The 17,764-nt window shown below is 71.6% G+C and carries 17 protein-coding genes and 1 pseudogene; 9 read left to right on the forward strand and 9 right to left on the reverse strand.

Translation table 11 applies throughout. From position 1 onward, the window contains the following. The first annotated feature begins 25 nt into the window (after positions 1-25). Positions 26-508 (forward strand): VOC family protein, encoded by a 483-nt coding sequence (locus BIV25_RS33520; RefSeq protein WP_071376276.1) that lies wholly within the window; start codon positions 26-28, stop codon positions 506-508. Between the two features lie 71 nt (positions 509-579). On the opposite strand, the gene BIV25_RS33525 is transcribed toward BIV25_RS33520, so the two are convergent. The 3 genes from BIV25_RS33525 to BIV25_RS33535 form a co-directional block, all read right to left on the reverse strand. Continuing rightward, positions 580-1,455, reverse strand: a complete 876-nt coding sequence (locus BIV25_RS33525) for a geranyl diphosphate 2-C-methyltransferase (RefSeq protein WP_071376259.1) — start codon at positions 1,453-1,455, stop codon at positions 580-582. A 68-nt stretch (positions 1,456-1,523) separates the two neighbouring features. Beyond that, complete coding sequence (locus tag BIV25_RS33530) at positions 1,524-2,576, reverse strand: family 2 encapsulin nanocompartment cargo protein terpene cyclase (RefSeq protein WP_071376260.1); 1,053 nt, start codon at positions 2,574-2,576, stop codon at positions 1,524-1,526. 16 nt (positions 2,577-2,592) lie between these two features. Next, on the reverse strand, positions 2,593-4,029 hold the full coding sequence (locus tag BIV25_RS33535; RefSeq protein ID WP_071376261.1) for a family 2B encapsulin nanocompartment shell protein: 1,437 nt from the start codon (positions 4,027-4,029) through the stop codon (positions 2,593-2,595). A 392-nt stretch (positions 4,030-4,421) separates the two neighbouring features. Between BIV25_RS33535 and BIV25_RS33540 the strand changes: the two genes are divergently transcribed. Both BIV25_RS33540 and BIV25_RS33545 read left to right on the forward strand, forming a co-directional pair. Further along, complete coding sequence (locus BIV25_RS33540; RefSeq protein WP_071376262.1) at positions 4,422-5,216, forward strand: VOC family protein; 795 nt, start codon at positions 4,422-4,424, stop codon at positions 5,214-5,216. Positions 5,217-5,255: 39 nt separating this feature from the next. Next, positions 5,256-5,960, forward strand: a complete 705-nt coding sequence (locus tag BIV25_RS33545; protein WP_071376263.1) for a ribonuclease H — start codon at positions 5,256-5,258, stop codon at positions 5,958-5,960. A 27-nt stretch (positions 5,961-5,987) separates the two neighbouring features. Here BIV25_RS33545 and BIV25_RS33550 read toward each other — a convergent pair whose 3' ends face one another. Together BIV25_RS33550 and BIV25_RS33555 are read right to left on the reverse strand one after the other, a co-directional pair. Beyond that, positions 5,988-6,809 carry a tyrosinase family protein gene (locus BIV25_RS33550; RefSeq protein ID WP_071376264.1) on the reverse strand — a complete coding sequence of 274 codons (822 nt, stop codon included), beginning with the start codon at positions 6,807-6,809 and terminating at the stop codon, positions 5,988-5,990. Positions 6,810-6,845: 36 nt separating this feature from the next. Continuing rightward, complete coding sequence (locus BIV25_RS33555) at positions 6,846-7,235, reverse strand: tyrosinase cofactor (protein WP_071376265.1); 390 nt, start codon at positions 7,233-7,235, stop codon at positions 6,846-6,848. 334 nt (positions 7,236-7,569) lie between these two features. On the opposite strand from BIV25_RS33555, the gene BIV25_RS33560 reads away from it, so the two are divergent. The 4 genes from BIV25_RS33560 to BIV25_RS33575 all read left to right on the forward strand — a co-directional run bounded on the left by BIV25_RS33560 (position 7,570) and on the right by BIV25_RS33575 (position 11,870). Continuing rightward, a complete protein-coding gene (locus BIV25_RS33560) occupies positions 7,570-8,766 on the forward strand; it encodes an FAD-dependent monooxygenase (protein WP_071376266.1) in 1,197 nt (398 codons plus the stop codon). Between the two features lie 77 nt (positions 8,767-8,843). After that, complete coding sequence (locus BIV25_RS33565; RefSeq protein WP_177235502.1) at positions 8,844-9,665, forward strand: lipase family protein; 822 nt, start codon at positions 8,844-8,846, stop codon at positions 9,663-9,665. Between the two features lie 115 nt (positions 9,666-9,780). Further along, positions 9,781-11,277 (forward strand): MFS transporter, encoded by a 1,497-nt coding sequence (locus tag BIV25_RS33570; RefSeq protein ID WP_071376267.1) that lies wholly within the window; start codon positions 9,781-9,783, stop codon positions 11,275-11,277. Next, a complete protein-coding gene (locus BIV25_RS33575) occupies positions 11,274-11,870 on the forward strand; it encodes a TetR family transcriptional regulator (protein ID WP_071376268.1) in 597 nt (198 codons plus the stop codon). The genes BIV25_RS33570 and BIV25_RS33575 overlap by 4 nt, the downstream gene beginning before the upstream one ends. Before the next feature lie 102 nt (positions 11,871-11,972). Here BIV25_RS33575 and BIV25_RS33580 read toward each other — a convergent pair whose 3' ends face one another. After that, positions 11,973-13,724 (reverse strand): cholesterol oxidase substrate-binding domain-containing protein, encoded by a 1,752-nt coding sequence (locus BIV25_RS33580; RefSeq protein WP_371273094.1) that lies wholly within the window; start codon positions 13,722-13,724, stop codon positions 11,973-11,975. 148 nt (positions 13,725-13,872) lie between these two features. Here BIV25_RS33580 and BIV25_RS33585 point away from each other — a divergent pair, with 148 nt between their 5' ends. After that, positions 13,873-14,856, forward strand: coding sequence for an aldo/keto reductase (locus BIV25_RS33585; protein WP_071376269.1), 984 nt, complete (start codon positions 13,873-13,875; stop codon positions 14,854-14,856). Between the two features lie 55 nt (positions 14,857-14,911). After that, complete coding sequence (locus tag BIV25_RS33590; protein WP_079177041.1) at positions 14,912-15,466, forward strand: DUF6328 family protein; 555 nt, start codon at positions 14,912-14,914, stop codon at positions 15,464-15,466. Between the two features lie 17 nt (positions 15,467-15,483). Here BIV25_RS33590 and BIV25_RS33595 read toward each other — a convergent pair whose 3' ends face one another. From BIV25_RS33595 to BIV25_RS33605, 3 genes and pseudogenes are all read right to left on the reverse strand, one after another. Continuing rightward, positions 15,484-15,903: a VOC family protein gene (locus tag BIV25_RS33595; RefSeq protein ID WP_071376270.1), complete on the reverse strand. Its 420-nt coding sequence runs from the start codon at positions 15,901-15,903 to the stop codon at positions 15,484-15,486. A 202-nt stretch (positions 15,904-16,105) separates the two neighbouring features. Beyond that, on the reverse strand, positions 16,106-17,203 hold the full coding sequence (locus tag BIV25_RS33600; RefSeq protein ID WP_371273095.1) for a hypothetical protein: 1,098 nt from the start codon (positions 17,201-17,203) through the stop codon (positions 16,106-16,108). A gap of 64 nt (positions 17,204-17,267) precedes the next feature. Further along, positions 17,268-17,764: pseudogene (locus BIV25_RS33605) on the reverse strand (serine/threonine protein kinase); the annotation flags it as partial.

Below are 17,764 nucleotides of genomic sequence, written 5' to 3' on the forward strand. Positions count from 1 at the left end.
CGCGTTCCCCGCCCAGGAGGTACTCATGACCACCGACGGTTTCACCACCTGTCTCTGGTTCGACGGCAAGGCCGAGGAAGCCGCCGAGTTCTACGTGTCGGTCTTCAAGAACTCGTCCATCGGCCACGTCACCCGCCACACCGAAGCAGGGCCCGGCCCGGCCGGATCGGTGCTGGTGGTCGAGTTCACGGCCAACGGCCAGAAGTTCATCGCCCTCAACGGCGGCCCCCAGTTCACGTTCAACGAGTCGATCTCCTTCCAGATCTTCTGTGCCGACCAGGAAGAGATCGACTCCTACTGGACCAGGCTCACCGAGGGCGGCGGCGAGCCCGGCCCCTGCGGCTGGCTCAAGGACCGGTACGGCGTCTCCTGGCAGGTCGTCTACGACCGGATGACCGGCCTCCTGAACGACTCGGACCCGCAGCGGGCGGCCCGCGTCGCCACCGCCATGATGAGCATGGGAAAGCTGGACGTCGCCGCCCTGGAGAAGGCGTACGCGGGGGAGTAGGGCGGCAGCCGTACGACCAGCTCGGCGGGGCGCCGGGGTCAACCTCGGCGCCCCGCCTCGCCGGCTCGGGATCAGACCCGGTCGGCCACGATCAGCAGGTACTGGAAGCTGCCGTTGCGGTAGGCGTCCAGGAAGGCGTCCTCGATACCCGTCACCAGATGGTCGGCCTGCTTGCGCAGTTCCCAGTACGGGATCGTCGCCGCGGTCAGGTCCTCCACATGGACCGGCACCAGCCGGTTCTTCGCCATCGACCGGAAGTACTCCGACCTCGGGTGGATGTCGCAGATGTAGTGCGCGTTGATCAGCGACACCTCGCGCGAGGCCCGGCCGTAGGTGTCGTTGTAGCAGCCGGTGACCGTCACATACCGTCCGCCGCGGCGCAGCAGCCGGGCGTGCTCGGCGAACAGCAGCTCCAGCTCGACGTACATCGTGGACTCGTTGTTCCACGAGGCCGCGTACGCACCCGTCTCGAAGCCCGTGTCCAGCATGTTGCGGTGGTGGTAGCGCACCTTGTCGTCGACGCCCCGCTTGCGGGCCATCTCGTTGGCGAAGTCGCACTGCTTGGCCGAGATGGTGACGCCGTCGGCGTGGCAGCCGTGGCGCAGGTTCGCGACGATGCTGCCGCCGCCCCGGCCGCAGCCGGCGTCGAAGACCCGGTCGGTGGGCGTGAGCGGGCCGAGGTGGGAGGCGAGCAGCTCCGCCTGGGCGTGCTCCAGCCGGTGCAGCTCGCTGGTGATGCGCTCCTTGCGCAGCTCGGGGTCGGGCTCCTCCAGCACCGACCGGTCGGCCTCACCGATGCCGTAGTGATGGTGGTACAGGTCGTCGATCCTGCCGAGTTCGAGGTTGACCGGATTCTCCTCGGCGTTCCAGTAGTCCGCGACCCGGGTCTGGTAGATGGACTGGGTCGGGACCGGAACGGTGGTGGTGCGGGCGGGGGCGGTGGTCAACGAAAACTCCTCTGGACACGTATGACAGCGTTGTGGTGCAGCCGGACTACGGCCGGTGAACGCGTGGATCACCAGTAGTCGGGCAGGTGGTAGCGGTGGGTGTTGGTGGCGTGCCACTCGTGGTTGCCGGAGACCCAGGCGGCCAGGCCCTCGGCGTAGCGCGCGATCACGGGCGAGGTGGCCGACAGCGCGGCCGACTCCTCCTCGAAGGCCTCCATGACCTGGTTGTGGATCTCGACGGACTTCAGATAGGCCGCCTTCAGCCCGCGCCGGTCGTTGGCCGCGACCACCTGCGGCAGATTGAGGTGGTCCGGATCGCTCGCCAGCTCCTTGGTGAAGGAGTACAGGTCGTTCACGATCGTCGTGGCGTTGCACGCGAGGGCGGTGATCCGCTGGATCTCCGGGCGGGCGTAGACCTGCTCGGGCAGTTCGTAGCCGTCCACCGCGTCGACCAGTGACAGACAGGGGCGGAAGTTGTTGAACTGCCGCATCACCAGGTACTCCCAGATCCGCGGCATGTACCGGGACTCCATCCAGGCGGCCTCGCCGAGATAGCCCAGGTGCAGCCGGGCGATGTCGTGGACGAACCGGTCGGTCTGGCTGGGTGTGGCGAAGGTGGCGTAGTCCGCGAGGGCGTGGTGGTACGAGCGCAGCGGGCCGTCGGCCTCGATGCCCTCGCGCCACTCGGTCTCCAGCTCCGGGATGCCGTGGTACGGATCGAGCGCCGACTGGGCGATGATCAGCGGGCCGCCGAGGCCGCTGCGTGATCCGCCCCGCCCCTCGTCCTCCTCGCAGTAGCAGGAGTCCACGATGTTCTCGGCGAGCAGCAGCTTGCCGGCCGCGGTGAGCCGGTCCAGGTCGAGGCCGCCCGGGTGCTGCAGGACGACGGCCCGGCCGAACTGGAAGCCGGAGAAGTCACCCGTCCAGGACTCCGGGAACAGGTCCAGCTCCCGGGCCCATTCCTCCAGCCGGCGGTCGATCTCGGCGGCCTTCTCGGGGTCGGCGGGCACGGCCGGCCGGCAGCGCAGGCCGGGGATCACGCCGGTGCGCCGCACCGGGCGCAGTGCCTGGGCGAGGTTCGGCGGCCCGGGCAGTGTGTAGGCGGTGGTGGGTGTGCTCATGGCGCGCTCCAGGCCGTCAGTCGGCGGTCCGGCCGAGCTGGACGTTCTCCAGGATCCCTGCCGCGTCGGGGACGAGGATGGCCATCGAGTAGTAGGCGGTGACCAGGTAGTTGATGACGGCCTGTTCGTTGATGCCCATGAAGCGGACGTTCAGGCCGGGCTGGAACTCGTCCGGGATACCGGTCTGGTAGAGGCCGACGACGCCCTGGTCGGCCTCGCCGGTGCGCAGCGCGAGGATGCTGGTCGTGTGGTCGTCACGGATCGGGATCTTGCTGCACGGGTAGATCGGCACCCCGCGCCAGGCCGGCACCTCGTGCCCGTCGACGCTCGCGGTGCCGGGCACCAGACCGCGCCGGTTGCACTGCCGGAAGAACGCCGCGATCGCCTTCGGGTGCGCGAGGAACACCTTGGTCTTGCGCCGCATGGACAGCAGCTCGTCCATGTCGTCCGGCGTCGGCGGGCCGGTGAAGGTGCTGATCCGCTGGCCGTAGTCGACGTTGTGCAGGAGCCCGAACTCCCGGTTGTTGACCAGCTCCCACTCCTGGCGCTCGCGGATCTCCTCGACCGTCAGGCGCAGCTGCTGCTGGGTCTGGTCCATCGGGTCGTTGTAGAGGTCGGCGATGCGGGTGTGCACCCGCAGCACGGTCTGGGTGAGCGACAACTCGTATTCGCGCGGGGCGAGTTCGTAGTCCACGAAGCCGCCCCGCAGGGTCGGCTCGCCGGTGTGGCCGGCCTGCACCGGCACCTCGGCCTCGCCCTTGCGGTTCATGGGCAGGCGCTGCTGCTCGACGTACGCCTGCAGATGCGCGGCGAGGGACGGTACCCGCTGGGTGACCTCCTCGACGGCGGTCCAGGGCAGCGAGAGCACCACGCCCGCGGTGTCGGCGCGCACCGAGGACAGCCACAGCGGGTCGGACTGGCCGACCGCCTCGTCGCCCATCTGGTCGCCGGCGGAGACGACCCCGGTGATCTCCTCGGCGCCGTACTTGCCGTTGGTGTAGCGGGTGAACCGGCCGTGCACGACCAGGTACGCCTCGGTCACCGGCTGGCCGGCCTCGAACAGCACCTGTCCGGCGCGCACCTCGCGGGGCCGGAAGCGGCCCGCGAGCTCCCGCAGCACCTCGCCGTCGGGATAGCCGCGCAGGACCGGCAGTTCGGTCAGGGTCTCCGGGACGACCCGGATGTCGTCGGCGCCGTTGTGCTCGAAGTGCACCCGGCCGCGCCCGGTGCGCAGCTGGAGACGGCGGTTGACCCGGTAGGCGCCACCCTTCACGTCCACCCACGGCAGCGTCTTCAGCAGCCATCGGGAGGTGATGGCCTGCATCTGCGGTTCGGACTTGGTGGTCGTGGTGAGCTGGCGCGCCGCCCGGGTGCTCAGACTGCTGAGCTGCCCGTCCGGTGCGGGGGCGGGTTCTTCGACGACGGAACCGGTGGCGCTGTCCGGTGTGGACACTTTCCCTCCAGGCAGGGCGGAACGGGGGTGACGAGATGGGGCAGTGGTGTGCCAGTGGCGCTGCGCACGCCCAGCCAAACAGGCCGGATGATCACCGGGTAAGGCGTGAAAGGGGGCGGCTGCGCGCGCGGGTTGTGCAAACCTGCCGCTTGTGTCAAACCTGCGGCGCGCGGCTGAATGCACGCTTCCGCTCATCTCCGCGGCCGGGTTTCCCGCGCGCTGTTCACCCTCAAGGATGATCTGAAGTGCTCAAGTCATCACTGTCTGTAATCGCTCGACGTCCCGATTCGGACCCGGTCCCTCGGCGAGCGCGCCGAGGGTGGCATGGCTAGCGTGAGCAGCGGGGTGGCAAGCGTGACTATCCAGACATACCGCACCAGGAGGGTCTCAGTATGGCCGTGCAACCCGAGGGAACGCCCTGTTGGGCCGACGCGATGTTCAGTGACGTCGAGGGAGCCAAGCGCTTCTACGGTGACGTCCTCGGCTGGACCTTCGGCGAGTCGTCGTCGGAGTACGGCAACTACACACAGGCCGCTGTGGACGGCAAGGCGGTGGCCGCCGTCGTCCCGCCCATGCCCGGACAGGAGGGGCAGTCGCAGTGGTGCCTGTACTTCGCCGTGCCGGACGCCGCCGCCACCGCGCAGAAGGTCCGGGACCACGGCGGGGAGGTGCTGATGGAGCCGATGCAGGTCGGTGACTTCGGCACGATGTGCCTGGCCCGGGAGCCCAGCGGGGCCGTGTTCGGCGTCTGGCAGGCCGGCAGCCACGAGGGCTTCGAGACGACCGGCACCCCGGGCGCGTACTGCTGGGCCGAGGTCTTCACACGGGAACCGGAGAAGGCCGACACCTTCCTCTCCGCCGTCTTTCCCTACCGGATGAAGCAGATGGAGGACCACGCCGTCGACTACCGCATGTTCGACGTGGGCGGCGACCCCGTCCTCGGGCGGATGAAGATGACCGACGACTTCCCGCCCGAGGTGCCGTCGTACATCAACGTCTACTTCACCGTGGACGACTGCGACCGGGCGGTCGAGCGTGCCGTCAAGCTCGGCGCCGTCCTCCGCTTCGGGCCGATGAGCAGCCCCTTCGGCCGGTTCGCGGCGCTGAGCGATCCGCAGGGCGCGAACTTCTCGGTGATCGACGTGACGACCACCGAGGGGCAGATGCCGTCGGTGAAGGAGGTGTGAGGCCGAGGGTGCCGGAGCGGTGGCCCGCGCGCCCGTGGCATGATCGTGCGTATGCGTGAACGTGTGGTGGCCGCGTGCGACGGGGCTTCGAAGGGAAACCCCGGACCGGCCGGATGGGCGTGGGTGGTCTCCGACGACGAGCGGACCCCCGCCCGCTGGGAGGCCGGCCCGCTCGGCCGGGCCACCAACAACGTCGCCGAACTCACCGCTCTGGAGCGGCTGCTCGCGGCGGTCGCGCCGGACGTGCCGCTGGAGATCCGCATGGACTCCCAGTACGCGATGAAGGCCGTCACGACCTGGCTGCCCGGCTGGAAGCGCAACGGCTGGAAGACCGCCGCCGGCAAGCCCGTCGCCAACCAGGACCTGGTCGTGCGCATCGACGAGCTGCTCGACGGACGCTCCGTGGAGTTCCGCTACGTCCCCGCCCACCAGGTCGACGGCGACCCGCTGAACGACTTCGCCGACCGCGCCGCCAGCCAGGCGGCCTCCGTGCAGGAGGAGGCGGGGAGTGCGCTCGGCTCCCCGGCGCCGCCGGCCTCGCCGGACACCCCGAAGGCCGCGGCCCCGCGCAGGAAGGCGCCCCGCCGCACCGGCGGCGGGACGGCCACCGGCGCGTCCTCGCGCACGATCAAGGCGAAGTTCCCCGGCCGCTGCCTGTGCGGCCGCTCCTACGCCGCCGGCGAGTCCATCGCCAAGAACGCGCAGGGCTGGGGACACCCGGAGTGCCGCACCGCCGAGGCCTGACCGGCCGCCGTCGGCCGGACCCGGCCGTCAGCTGTCGAAGGTGTAGAACTTCGTGTGGTCCAGCAGGTCCGCCGGGCGCACGTCGTTCCACGGCTTCATCGTCTCGTTCAGGTCGACGACGTCCGGTGTCCCGCCGGTCGGCGCGTAGCCCGCGCCCGGGTGCCGGCTCTGCCACTGCGCCCACAGCTTGTCGACGTAGGCGTGGTGCAGCCAGAACACCGGGTCGTTGGGGGAGACGCCGGTGGCCATCTGCCCGCCGACCCAGACGTGGACCCGGTTGTGCAGATTGACCCCGCGCCACCCCTCCAGGTTGTTCCGGAAGCCGTCCGAGGCGCTGTTGTACGGCGCCATGTCGTAGGTCGATATGGACAGTACCGACTCCACCTCCGCGCGGGTCGGCAGCTCGCGCACGCCCGTGCCGAGTGAGCGGCGCAGGAACGTACGGCCGTCGACCCGTACGGTCAGCGGCCAGTTGCCGGCCGCCGCGGCGAACGGGCCGTCCATCACCCGGCCGTCCGAGCTGCGCCCGGTGCCGCCGAGGAAGTCCGGCGCCCACAGCGAGGCGCGCGGGGTGCGGTCGGCGCTCCAGTCCCAGTACGGCAGGGCGACCGAGGAGTCCACCGACTGGAGCGCCCGCTCGAAGTCGAGCAGGAATCTGCGGTGCCAGGGCAGGAAGGACGGGGAGCGATGGCCGGTCCGCTCGCCGGTGTCGGTGTCCGACATGATGAACTCGTTGTGCGTGCGCACGAATGCGTCGTAACGCCCGCTGCGCTTGAGCGCGAGGACGGCGTCGACGAACCGCTTCTTCTCGTCGGCGGTCAGGGTGGCCTGGTTCTTGCGTACGGTCATGGTGCGCGATGCTCCGGAAGTCCTTGTGGGGGCGGGTCAGTTGGCGGGGAAGGGCAGTAGCGGTGCGCCCTGGAGCTCGTCCACCGCGGCGCGGGCGGCGGCGTGCGGGGTGGCCATCGGGTCGTAGTGGCTGACGACGCTGATCCAGGTGCCGTCGGCGTTCCGCATCACGTGCAGCTCGACGCCGTCGATCAACACCTCGAATCCGCCGCCGTGTTCGGCGTGGTGACCACCGCCGCTCATCGGCCGGCCCTGTATTCGGCGGCCCTTGTAGACCTCGTCGAAGTTCTCGGGGTGCTGCGGCATCGGCATGGGGCGCTCGTGACCGGCGGCCGAGGCGGCGGGTGCGGCGAGGGTCGCGGCGGTGGCCGTCGCGGCCAGGGCTGCCGCGGCGGTGAGCGCGCGGCGACGGCTGATGTCGGGCATGCGGGTCCTCCTGGAGGGCGTTTCCGGTGGTGACGACGCATGCCTATCGAGGGGGCGGGTACGGGGAGAAATCTCCCGGAACCGGTTGGCTGCGATCCGGACAATTAGCCACATGTGGTACAGGGTTGAACGAAGTTGATCTTGGCGTGCCAGGGGGACGATTTTGTCCGGAACGGGGAATTCCTTGCCGCGCCGACCGCCTTTCCGGTGATCTTTCGCGGGTTCCGTCTGTCCGAGTGGTGCTGCTCACCACGCCAAACTGACGTGATCGAAAGGCCTGGCCCCACTGCTACCCTGCGGTCCCGTCCGACCACGTTCAGTGACAGACAGGGGTATGGCTGTGAAGGTCGCCTGTGCCGGAGGCGGGCCCGCGGGCCTGTGTCTCGCCATCCTGCTGAAGCGGCAGGACCCGTCCCACGACATCACCGTCCATGAGCGCAACCCCGAGGGGTCGACGTACGGCTGGGGCGTGACGTACTGGCGCGGGCTCCTGGACCGGCTCCAGGTCCACGACCCCGACGTGGCGCGGGCGGTCGAGGACGCCTCGGTCCGCTGGAGCGACGGCGTCGCCCACGTACGAGATCTGACGACCCGTCACCAAAGTGACGAGGGCTTCGGCATCGGCCGCCACCGGCTGCTCGACCTGCTCGCCGAGCGGGCCCGCACGCTCGGCGTACGGCTGGAATACGAGAGCGAACTGACCGAACCGCCCGCGGACGCCGACCTCGTCGTCGCGGCCGACGGCGTGCACAGCACGCTGCGCACCCGGCACGCCGACGCCTTCGGCACCGAGATCACCGCGGGCCGCAACCACTACATCTGGCTGGGCACCACCAAGGTCTTCGACGCCTTCACCTTCACCTTCGCCGAGACCCCGCACGGCTGGATCTGGGCCTACGGCTACGGCTACAGCGACGCGCACAGCACCTGCGTCGTCGAATGCTCCCCGGAGACCTTCACCGGCCTCGGCCTGGACCGGATGGACGAGGCCGAGGGACGCACGCTGCTCGAAAAGCTCTTCGCCGACGTCCTCGACGGCCACGGGCTCATCGGCCGCCCCGGCGCCGACTGGCTGAACTTCCGCACCCTCACCAACCGCACCTGGCACCACGGCAACCTGGTGCTGCTCGGCGACGCCGCCCACACCACCCACTACTCCATCGGCGCCGGCACCACCCTCGCCCTGGAGGACGCCATGTGCCTCGCCGACGCCCTGCGCACGCACCCCGGTCTGCCCGAGGCGCTCGCCGCCTACGAGCGCCGGCGCCTGTCCGAGCTGCTCTCCGTCCAGAGCGCGGCCCGCTACAGCGCCCGCTGGTACGAGAACCTCCCGCGCTACATCGACCTGCCCCCGCACCGGATGTTCGCCCTGCTCGGCCAGCGCCACTCACCTCTCTTGCCGTACGTCCCCCCGCAGCTCTACTACGGCCTCGACAAGGCGGCCGGGCAACTGGAGGTGCTGCGCCGGTTCAAGCGCTGGCTCGGCCCACGTGCGGCTCGCGCGTTGCACGTCCGTGCGAGGGGCCGCTGAGGCTCGGCACGCCGGCCGGCCCCGGCCGGCCCTCCTACCGCACCCCCCGTATCCCCCACCTGCAAGGAGCCCCGCCCATGGCCATGTCCGACACCTTCGACCAGACCTCGACCGGCTACAGCGTGCAACACGCCTACTGGCTCGCCCGTGCGTCCGATCTCGCGTACAAGGACGAGGCCACCATCGAGGCGCAGGCCGCGAAGTGGGGCTTCGGTCAGGTGCGGCACCATCGGACCCGGTTCACCCCGCCGTTCCCGCTGCAGGACACCCAGGCGTACACGATGGCCGGTGACCGGATGATCGTCATCGCCTTCCGCGGCACCGAACCCACCCAGATCAAGGACTGGCTCACCGACGTCTCGACCCCGCCCGTCACCGGCCCCGGCGGCAGCGGGCACGTCCACCACGGCTTCGCCGAGGCCCTCCGCTCGGTGTACCCGGACGTCGAGACCACCCTCAAGGGCCTGCGCACCGACGGGCAGAGCCTGTACTTCACCGGGCACAGCCTCGGCGGCGCCCTCGCCATGCTCGCCGGCGCCCGGATGTACCTGGAGGAGCCGAACCTCGCGGCGGACGGCATCTACACCTTCGGCCAGCCGCGCACCTGCGACGCGGTCCTCGCCGAGGCGTTCCATCAGGGGCTCGGCGGGCGCACGTACCGCTTCGTGAACAACAACGACATCGTGCCCCAGCTGCCGCCAGAGCCCGTCTTCACCCATGTCCGGGCGCTGCGCTACATCGACTCCAAGGGCAAGCTGCACGACAGCATGCCGATGTTCTCGGCGCTCACCGACCGGATCGCGGGAGCGAGTGCGGACGTCTTCGCGCCCGCGTCCGACGGAATCCGCGACCACTTCATGCGCAACTACCTGAAGGCCCTGGAGCAGAACCTGGGCTGACCGGAGTACGACTCGGGCCGGGGCGAAAGGCGTTGGTGAAACACCATTCACTCGCTAGGGTGAACAGGAATTCACTCTCTTTCGCCGTGTACCCGCACCGTCCCCGGGAGCGCCGATGGACCAGCCTGCCCCGATACTCCAGCCGCCCGGCAACCCGGCCGCGGCCCGCACACCGCGGGACCGGTGCACCATCCCGGTGCTGGCGTCGGGCGGCATCCTCATGGCGGTCATGCAGACCGTCGTCGTCCCCCTGCTGCCGGACCTGCCCCGGCTCACCGGCGCGTCCGCCGCGGCCGTGTCCTGGACGGTCACCGCGACCCTGCTCTCCGGCGCCGTCCTCACCCCGGTGCTCGGCCGGGCCGGCGACATGTACGGAAAGAAGCGGGTCCTCACGGCCGCGCTCGTGCTGATGACCCTCGGTTCGGTGATGTGCGCCCTGACCTCGGACATCGGCGTGCTCATCGCCGCCCGCGCACTCCAGGGCGGCGCCGCCTCCGTCGTCCCGCTGTCCATCAGCATCCTGCGCGACGAACTCCCGCCGGAGCGCCGGGGTTCGGCAGTGGCCCTGATGAGCTCCACGGTCGGTATCGGCGCCGCGCTCGGCCTGCCGCTCGCCGCGCTGGTCGTCCAGTACGCCGACTGGCACACGATGTTCTGGCTCACCGGCGCCCTCGGCGCGCTGGGTGTCGCGGCGACCTGGTGGGCGGTCAGGGAGTCGCCGGTGCGCGAGCCCGGCCGGTTCGACGTGCTCGGCGCGCTGGGACTCGCCGCCGGGCTGGTGTGCCTGCTGCTGGGCGTCTCCCAGGGCGGCACCTGGGGCTGGGGCAGCGCGCGGATCCTCGGGCTGTTCCTCGCCGCCCTCGTGATCGTCGCCCTGTGGTGGTGGCGGCAACTGCGCACCGAACGACCGCTGGTGGACCTCGAACTGGTCAGCCGGCCGCGGGTGGGGCTGTCGCACGTGGCGGCCCTGCTGACCGGGTTCGCCTTCTACGCCAACTCCCTCGTCACCGCCCAGCTGGTGCAGACGCCGAAGACCACCGACTACGGACTCGGCCTGTCCATCGTCGCCACCGGCCTGTGCCTGCTGCCCGGCGGAGTGACCATGCTGCTGTTCTCGCCGCTGTCGGCCCGGATCTCCGCCGCGCGCGGCCCGCGCATCACCCTCGCCCTGGGCGCCGCCGTCATCGCCTGCGGCTACGCCGTGCGCATCGCCGACAGCCGCGACCTGTGGATGATCATCGTGGGCGCCACGGTGGTGGCGACCGGTACCACCCTCGCCTACTCGGCGCTGCCCACCCTGATCCTGCGTGCGGTCCCGGCGAGCCAGACCGCCTCCGCCAATGGCGTCAACGTCCTCATGCGCACCATCGGCCAGGCCGTCTCCAGCGCCGCCGTCGCCGCCGTCCTCGTCCACCACAGCAGCCCTGTCGGCGGCGTCCTCGTCCCCACCCTGCACGGCTATCTGCTGGCGTTCGCCATGGCGGGCGCCGTCGCCCTCGCCGCCTGCGCGGCCGCCCTGACCATTCCGGGCGACGGCGGCCCCGCCGACGGCAGCCGCCGCGCCCGGCGCGCCACCCGTGGCGTGCGCGACGGGGTGCCGGCGGGAACATGAGCACCGTGAGCACTCCACCCGGGCCGGACACCCCTGCCCCCGGCCGCCGTGACGCCGAGGTCACCAAGGCCGCCATCCTCAAGGCCGCCCGCCATCTCCTGGCCCGGCAGGCCCACGCCGACATCACCCTGAAGGCGGTGGCCGAACGGGCCGGAGTCAGCCCGCCGTTGGTCCTGAAGTACTTCGGCAACAAGGACGCCCTGTTCGCCCGCGTCATGTCCTTCGACACCGACGCGGACGCCCTGCTCGACGCGCCGCTGCCCGGCCTCGGCCGGCACATGGTCCGGCATGTCCTCGCCGGCCAGCGTGACCGCGGCGCCGACCCGCTGCTGCGCATCGCCTTCGCCCCGCTGCACGGCGACCGCGGCGAGATCCTGCGCGCCAACTTCCGCGCCCAGGTCACCGAACGCCTCGCCGCCCGGCTCACCGGTCCCGACACCGGACTGCGCGCCGAGCTGGCCGTCGCCGCGCTCGTCGGGCTGGGCGTGATGTACGGCATCGCCCGCGGACCGCACCTGCGCGGCACCGACGCCGACGCGGTGGCGGAGCGCTACGGGGCGCTCGTCCAGGCCCAGTTGACCCCGCGGGGCTGAGCCGGCAGCCCTCGTCCGGCGCGGCCGTGGCCGGAAAAGCCGGCCGGGCCACGAACGCGTCCACCACGTCACCGGGCAGGCCGTCATCGGCTCGGGTCGGGGTCAGCGCAGGAGGCGGTCCAGGAAGGCGTTGCCGAACACCCGGTGCGGGTCCAGGCGGTCGAGGGTCGCGACCGCCTGTCGCCACGCCTGCCGGCCGAAGGTGCCGGGCACGGCCGTGCCGAGCATTTCCGGGTCGCTCCAGGCGGAGTCGGCGGTGTACGCCCAGCCCTTGGACCACTCCGCGCGGGCGAGGGCGTACCCGCCGTCGTACGTGGCGAACAGGAACCGCTCCACCTCCCGCAGGAACGCCTCCGCGTACGGCGTGCCGGGCAGCGTCAGCACGTCCATCCACACCGCCGTGTCCCACTCGGGACGCTCCGCGCACGGCCGCAGCGCCGACAGCAGCGGGGTCCGCGCACCCGGCACGCCCGACTCGGCAGGCTGGTCCAGGCCGGTCACCCGGATCTCCACCGAGCCGTTGACCGGGAAGCGGCCCCGTGCGGCGTATGCGGCGAGCAACGCCCGGTAGCGGCCGGTGAATTCGTGCACCACCCGCTGCACGCCCGCCCGCGAGGTGAGCACCGCGTACCCGCTCGCCGTGACCCGCAGCGTGGTCGGCCGCACATACAGCAGGGTGTTCTTCGACGGCCCCCACAGGTCGGCCGAGTCCGTGGCCGCCAGTCCGAGCCTGGCCACCGTGAGCTGCGCGTTGCCCACCTCCGGCGCCAGCGACCAGCCCGCGCCCGCGACCAGCCGCCCCACCAGGTCGGCCACGGGCGTGGGCACGCTGTCCGAGAAGGGGTAGTTGTACGGCGAGGTGACATGCCGTGAGCCCGGCGGCCGCACCGGTGCGACGCTCCACTCCTTCAGCCACGGGAACTCGGTGAAGGCGAACCAGATCGCCTCGACGCGGCCCGAGCGGTGCACGAAACGCTCCAGGGTGCGCCCGCCGGAACCGGGCGCCGCGAACAGCTCGCGGGCCGGGACGTCCGTACGGCTGACACAGCGCAGGTTGGCATCCGGTGCGGCCCGCAGCACCACCTCGGTGACGAAGGCCCGGCCGAGGTGGGCGAGCAGCGCGGCGCAGTCCGCCTCGTCGCGGCGGAACGTGCGCAGCACGTACGCCCCGCGGTCCGCGTCCCACACCACCGCCGTCAGCTCCAGCACACGATTGCTCAGCGAGCCGTACGTCGTGCCGGGCGCGGGGTGCTCGCCGTCGGCCGGTACGGCGGTGCCGTGCGCGCCGATCGCCAGGGCGCCGCCGAGGGTCAGGTCACCGGGCGCGGGCGTCGCGGTGAGGCCCAGCCCGTGGCCCTCCAGGAAGGTGAGCAGGGCTTCCATGGTCACACCCGCGCCGGCCCGGACCGCCGAACCGGACTCCAGGGCCAGGCCGGTCAGCCGCGAGGCGGTGTCGACCAGCAGGGTCGGGGTGCGGGCCGTCGTCTCCTCGGTGATCGTCAACGGCGACCAGCCGTGCGAGCAACCCCGTGCCCGGACCCGCCGGCCGCGGCGCCAGGCCCAGTCGGCCACGGCGAGTACCTGCTCCGGACCGGCCGGGGCGCAGGCCCACAGTCCGTCGGCGGTGATCTCGCCCACCCAGTTGCGGTACGCCGAGCGGTAGAGCCTCACCTCGGCCGGAAACCCGGGAAGTTCGGCCGCGGCCGCCGCCGGGTCGGCCGCGAGCAGCACCGGCGCGGCCGCCCACGCGGCGGCACCGGCCGCACCGCGCAGCAGGCCGCGACGGCTGACGGGCCATGAACTCCCGTACGCAGGAGGCGAGTTGTCCGGAGTGTTCGTGGAGGGTTCGATCACGGGCTCACGGTAGGGGCGCGCTGTACCCCCACCGCGCTTTCGTCCGCCGACATCACCCGAGCGGGTGAAGAGCGCGCAGCCCGCGCCCGGGAGGTCTGCCGGAGCGGCTTGTACCGGGCGGACCGGTGCCGGATGACACACTGACGCCATGGACGAACGCGAATTCGGCAGGTCGGGCCAGTGGGCCTCGGTGATCGGTCTCGGCACCTGGCAGCTGGGCGCCGACTGGGGCCATGTGGACGAGAAGGAGGCCCTGTCCGTCCTGGAGGCGGCGGCCGAGGCAGGGGTCACCTTCTTCGACACCGCCGACGTGTACGGCGACGGGCGCAGCGAGGAGACCATCGCCTCCTTCCTGCGCAGCCGTCCCGATCTGCACGTGCTGGTCGCCACCAAGATGGGCCGCCGGGCCGAGCAACTCCCCGGGAACTACGTCCTGGACAACTTCCGTGCCTGGAACGACCGTTCACGCCGCAACCTCGGCGTCGACCGCATCGACCTGGTCCAGCTGCACTGCCCGCCGACCCCCGTCTACTCCTCCGACGCGGTCTACGACGCCCTGGACACGCTCGTCGAGGAGGAGCGCATCGCGGCGTACGGGGTGAGTGTGGAGACCTGCGCCGAGGCGCTGACCGCGATCGCCCGGCCGCACGTGGCGAGCGTGCAGATCATCCTCAACCCGTTCCGCATGAAGCCCCTGTCCGAGGTGCTCCCCGCCGCCCGCGCGGCCGGTGCCGGCATCATCGCGCGTGTGCCGCTCGCCTCCGGCCTGCTGTCCGGCAAGTACACGAAGGACACGGTGTTCGCGGCCGACGACCACCGCACCTACAACCGGCACGGTGAGGCCTTCGACCAGGGCGAGACCTTCTCCGGCGTCGACTACGCCACCGGTGTCGAGGCCGCCGCCGAGTTCGCCGCCCTCGCCCCCGAGGGATACACCCCGGCCCAGCTGGCCCTGCGCTGGATCGCCGAGCAGGACGGCGTGACGACGGTCATCCCTGGCGCCCGCAGTCCGGAGCAGGCCCGCGACAACGCGGCCGCGGCCAAGCTGCCGCCGCTGCCCGAGGACACCCGCACCGCGATCCGCGAGCTGTACGACCGCCGGATCAAGGACCAGGTCGAGCAACGCTGGTAGCAGCCGCCCGGACGGCGGTCGTTTGAACGAACGGCGAGACGGTTACACGGACCGCATGGCGGAGGAAGGGCGGCGCACGGGGCGCGACGAGTCCGAGGAGGAGCGGGCCGACCGGATGTGGGGTGAACTCATCCAGGAGGTCCGCGTCGCCCAGACGGGCGTGCAGATCCTCTTCGGCTTCCTGCTGACGGTCGTCTTCCAGCAGCGCTACGCCACCCTCGCCCACGCCGACCGGGTCATCTACGTCGTCACCGTCGTCCTGGGCGCCTCCGCGACCGGCGCCCTCATCGGACCGGTGTCGCTGCACCGCCTCGTCTCCGGCCGCCGGGTCAAGCCGCGGGCGGTACGGATCGCCTCCTGGCTGACCTTCGTCGGCCTGCTCCTGCTGCTCACGACGATGACGTCCGCGCTCCTGCTGATCCTGCGGGTGGCCACGCACGGCAGCGAGGTGACCTGGCTGGTCGCGGGCGTCGTCGCCTGGTACCTGGTGTGCTGGTACGCCCTGCCCCTGTGGATCCGGCGTCGCCACACGATCCACCCGGACGCCGTGGCCGCGCCGCCGCGCCGGGAAGCAGGCCGCGGCGGCGACGGTGACCGGACAGGGGGCTGACGGCGGCCGGGCAGGGGCTACGGGCGGACGTAGGGCCGGGTCATGATCTCCATGTTGTGGCCCGACGGGTCGGCGAAGTACGCTCCGCGACCGCCGAAGAGCCGGTTGATCCGGCCCGGCTCGCCGTGGTGCGGATCGGCGTAGTACGGGACGCCGAGCGCGTCCAGCCGGGCGATCATGCCGTCGAACTGCTCGTCGGGCACGAGGAACGCGTAGTGCTGCGGCTGGACCGGCTCGTCCCGCTGCTCGTAGTAGTCGAGCGTGACCCCGTTGCCGAGGTCGACGGGGAGGAACGGCCCGAAGGGGGCGCCGACCGCCAGGCCGAGGACGGCGGCGAGGAACTCGGCCGACAGCCGCCGGTCCCTGGCGAGCACGGCGGTGTGGTCAAGGCGGACTGGGGCCGTGGGTGTGGGCGTGTGCGGTGCGGTGGTCTGCATCGGTGGGTGTGTCTCCGGGTGTCGGGATGCGCTGGAAACGGCGCCGTACGGGCGCCGGGGCAGGAACACTCGGAGACGGCGGCGGGCCTCTCGCCCGCCTCGCGCTCACGCCGAGGCCGGGATCCTCACTCGTGTATGGCCCAAGGCCGACCCGGCAGTCACCCGGCCGACTCTAATGATCTTCGTCGGCCGGGGCAACCGTTCAGTCCTGCGGCTGCCGGCCCCCGCGCGCTCCCCGCAGCGCCGTCAGGCACGTGCCGATGGCCTGCTGAAGTTGCTCCAGACGCTGGACCGCCTCGGCCATGTCCTCCTCGTGGAAGTCCTGGGCGTCGTCGAAGGTCAGCTCCTCGAACGCCTTGGTCGCCTTCTGGAGGCTGTTGTAGAACCTGGTCCGCTGCTCCTGGACGCGTAGTTCGGGATCGGCCTCGACCGCGCCGGCGACCAGCGACTTCATCGTGTCGTAGGCCTCGGTGGCCCACCCGCCGGTGTCCTCGTCGTCCGCCAGCTCGTCGATGAGCGACAGATGCCGCTCGGCCTCCTCGCGCAGGTCGACGGGGGCGTCGACGGTCTGCCCGGCGGGGGTCTTGATCTGGCCGGACTCGGCGATCTGGCGGACGTAGCCGATCCGGTCGGCGGCCCGGCTCTCGGTCGCGACGGCCTTCTTCAGGTCGTCGGTGCGGACGACGTCGCGGGCCAGCTCGGCCTGCAGCTCGGGGTCCTCCCGGAGCCGGTCCAGCAGGGCGCTGCGGGCCGCACGTGCGGTGGAGGGGTCGGCGAGGATCGCGGCGCGCAGCGCGGTCGGGTTCTCGGCGACCTCCAGCGCCTTGGTGGGGCGGATGCCCTCGGCCTCCGCGGCCTCGGCGATCGCGGTGCCGCGCTCGGAGGTCGCGCTGTTGCGGGAGACGTAGTAGTCCAACCACACGTCCGCGTCCGGCAGTTCGACGTTCTGACCGGGTTCGAGGGTCTCGAAGTGCGGCACGAGTGCGTCGTCGGCGGCCCGGTCCCAGGCTTTGTAGTAGCGCATGACCCGCTCCGGGGAGCAGTCGGCCAGCCGTGCGAACTCCTTCGCCGACACCTTCGGCGTCTCACCGGCGGCCTCCCCGCCCGGCCGCACACTGCGCGCCACCATCAGGGCGAAGGCCCAGCCTCCGGTGCGCGCGTAGACGCCGAACTCACGGGCGTCGCGTGCCACGAGGTCGGACAGCGGTGCCGCGGCCGGGGCGGACGGCTCGGCCACCGCGATGCTCTCCGACGTCTCGGGCGTCTCGGATGTCTCGGACGGGTCGATGACCAGGGTCACGGATGACTCTCCTGCAAGGGTGACTCGACGGACCGCACCCGGGAGCGGGCGCGGACAGGAAAGCCTATCGGGGCATATCGGCCACGCGGAACGTCGCCAGGCACGTCTTCAGCGCCAGCCGGTTCGCGGCGTCGTCCCAGGCCGAGGCGGGGGTGGTGAAGCGCAGCGAGAAGCTCCGGCCGCCACCGATCAGGAAGCCGCGCCCGAAGGTGTGCACCCGGGCGTCCCCGGTCCCCGCCAGCCACTCCAGGTCGGCGGCCTTGCGGCCCTGGTAGGTGGTGGCCCGCAAGGCGCCGACGCGCTGGTAGCCCGGGAGGCGCAGCAGGGACGGCTCGACGTCGTCGCGCCAGACGGCGACCGGGTCCGGGCCGACGTGCTCGCTGTAGGTGACGGCCAGGGTGGGGGCGGCTCCGCCCGCGCCGAACGTGATGCGGTAGCGCGCCCCGGCCCGCTCGGTGAGGAGCCGCTTCCAGCCGTCCGGCAGCGCCACCGAGAAACCCTCCGGTGCGGTGAAGAGGTGATGGCCGGCAGGCAGCGCGGCCGGTGCCGAGGCGGTGCGGG

Origin of the sequence: Streptomyces sp. MUSC 14, from assembly GCF_001866675.1 — a bacterium.
Taxonomy (GTDB): Bacteria; Actinomycetota; Actinomycetes; order Streptomycetales; family Streptomycetaceae; genus Streptomyces.

Bases quoted from the DNA above. Each gene is read 5' to 3' on its own strand.
- BIV25_RS33520 (WP_071376276.1), top strand. From the start codon at position 26: ATGACCACCGACGGTTTCACCACCTGTCTCTGGTTCGACGGCAAGGCC.
- BIV25_RS33530 (WP_071376260.1), bottom strand. From the start codon at position 2,576: ATGAGCACACCCACCACCGCCTACACACTGCCCGGGCCGCCGAACCTC.
- BIV25_RS33540 (WP_071376262.1), top strand. From the start codon at position 4,422: ATGGCCGTGCAACCCGAGGGAACGCCCTGTTGGGCCGACGCGATGTTC.
- BIV25_RS33545 (WP_071376263.1), top strand. From the start codon at position 5,256: ATGATCGTGCGTATGCGTGAACGTGTGGTGGCCGCGTGCGACGGGGCT.
- BIV25_RS33550 (WP_071376264.1), bottom strand. From the start codon at position 6,809: ATGACCGTACGCAAGAACCAGGCCACCCTGACCGCCGACGAGAAGAAG.
- BIV25_RS33555 (WP_071376265.1), bottom strand. From the start codon at position 7,235: ATGCCCGACATCAGCCGTCGCCGCGCGCTCACCGCCGCGGCAGCCCTG.
- BIV25_RS33560 (WP_071376266.1), top strand. From the start codon at position 7,570: ATGGCTGTGAAGGTCGCCTGTGCCGGAGGCGGGCCCGCGGGCCTGTGT.
- BIV25_RS33565 (WP_177235502.1), top strand. From the start codon at position 8,844: ATGGCCATGTCCGACACCTTCGACCAGACCTCGACCGGCTACAGCGTG.
- BIV25_RS33570 (WP_071376267.1), top strand. From the start codon at position 9,781: ATGGACCAGCCTGCCCCGATACTCCAGCCGCCCGGCAACCCGGCCGCG.
- BIV25_RS33575 (WP_071376268.1), top strand. From the start codon at position 11,274: ATGAGCACCGTGAGCACTCCACCCGGGCCGGACACCCCTGCCCCCGGC.
- BIV25_RS33585 (WP_071376269.1), top strand. From the start codon at position 13,873: ATGGACGAACGCGAATTCGGCAGGTCGGGCCAGTGGGCCTCGGTGATC.
- BIV25_RS33590 (WP_079177041.1), top strand. From the start codon at position 14,912: ATGGCGGAGGAAGGGCGGCGCACGGGGCGCGACGAGTCCGAGGAGGAG.
- BIV25_RS33595 (WP_071376270.1), bottom strand. From the start codon at position 15,903: ATGCAGACCACCGCACCGCACACGCCCACACCCACGGCCCCAGTCCGC.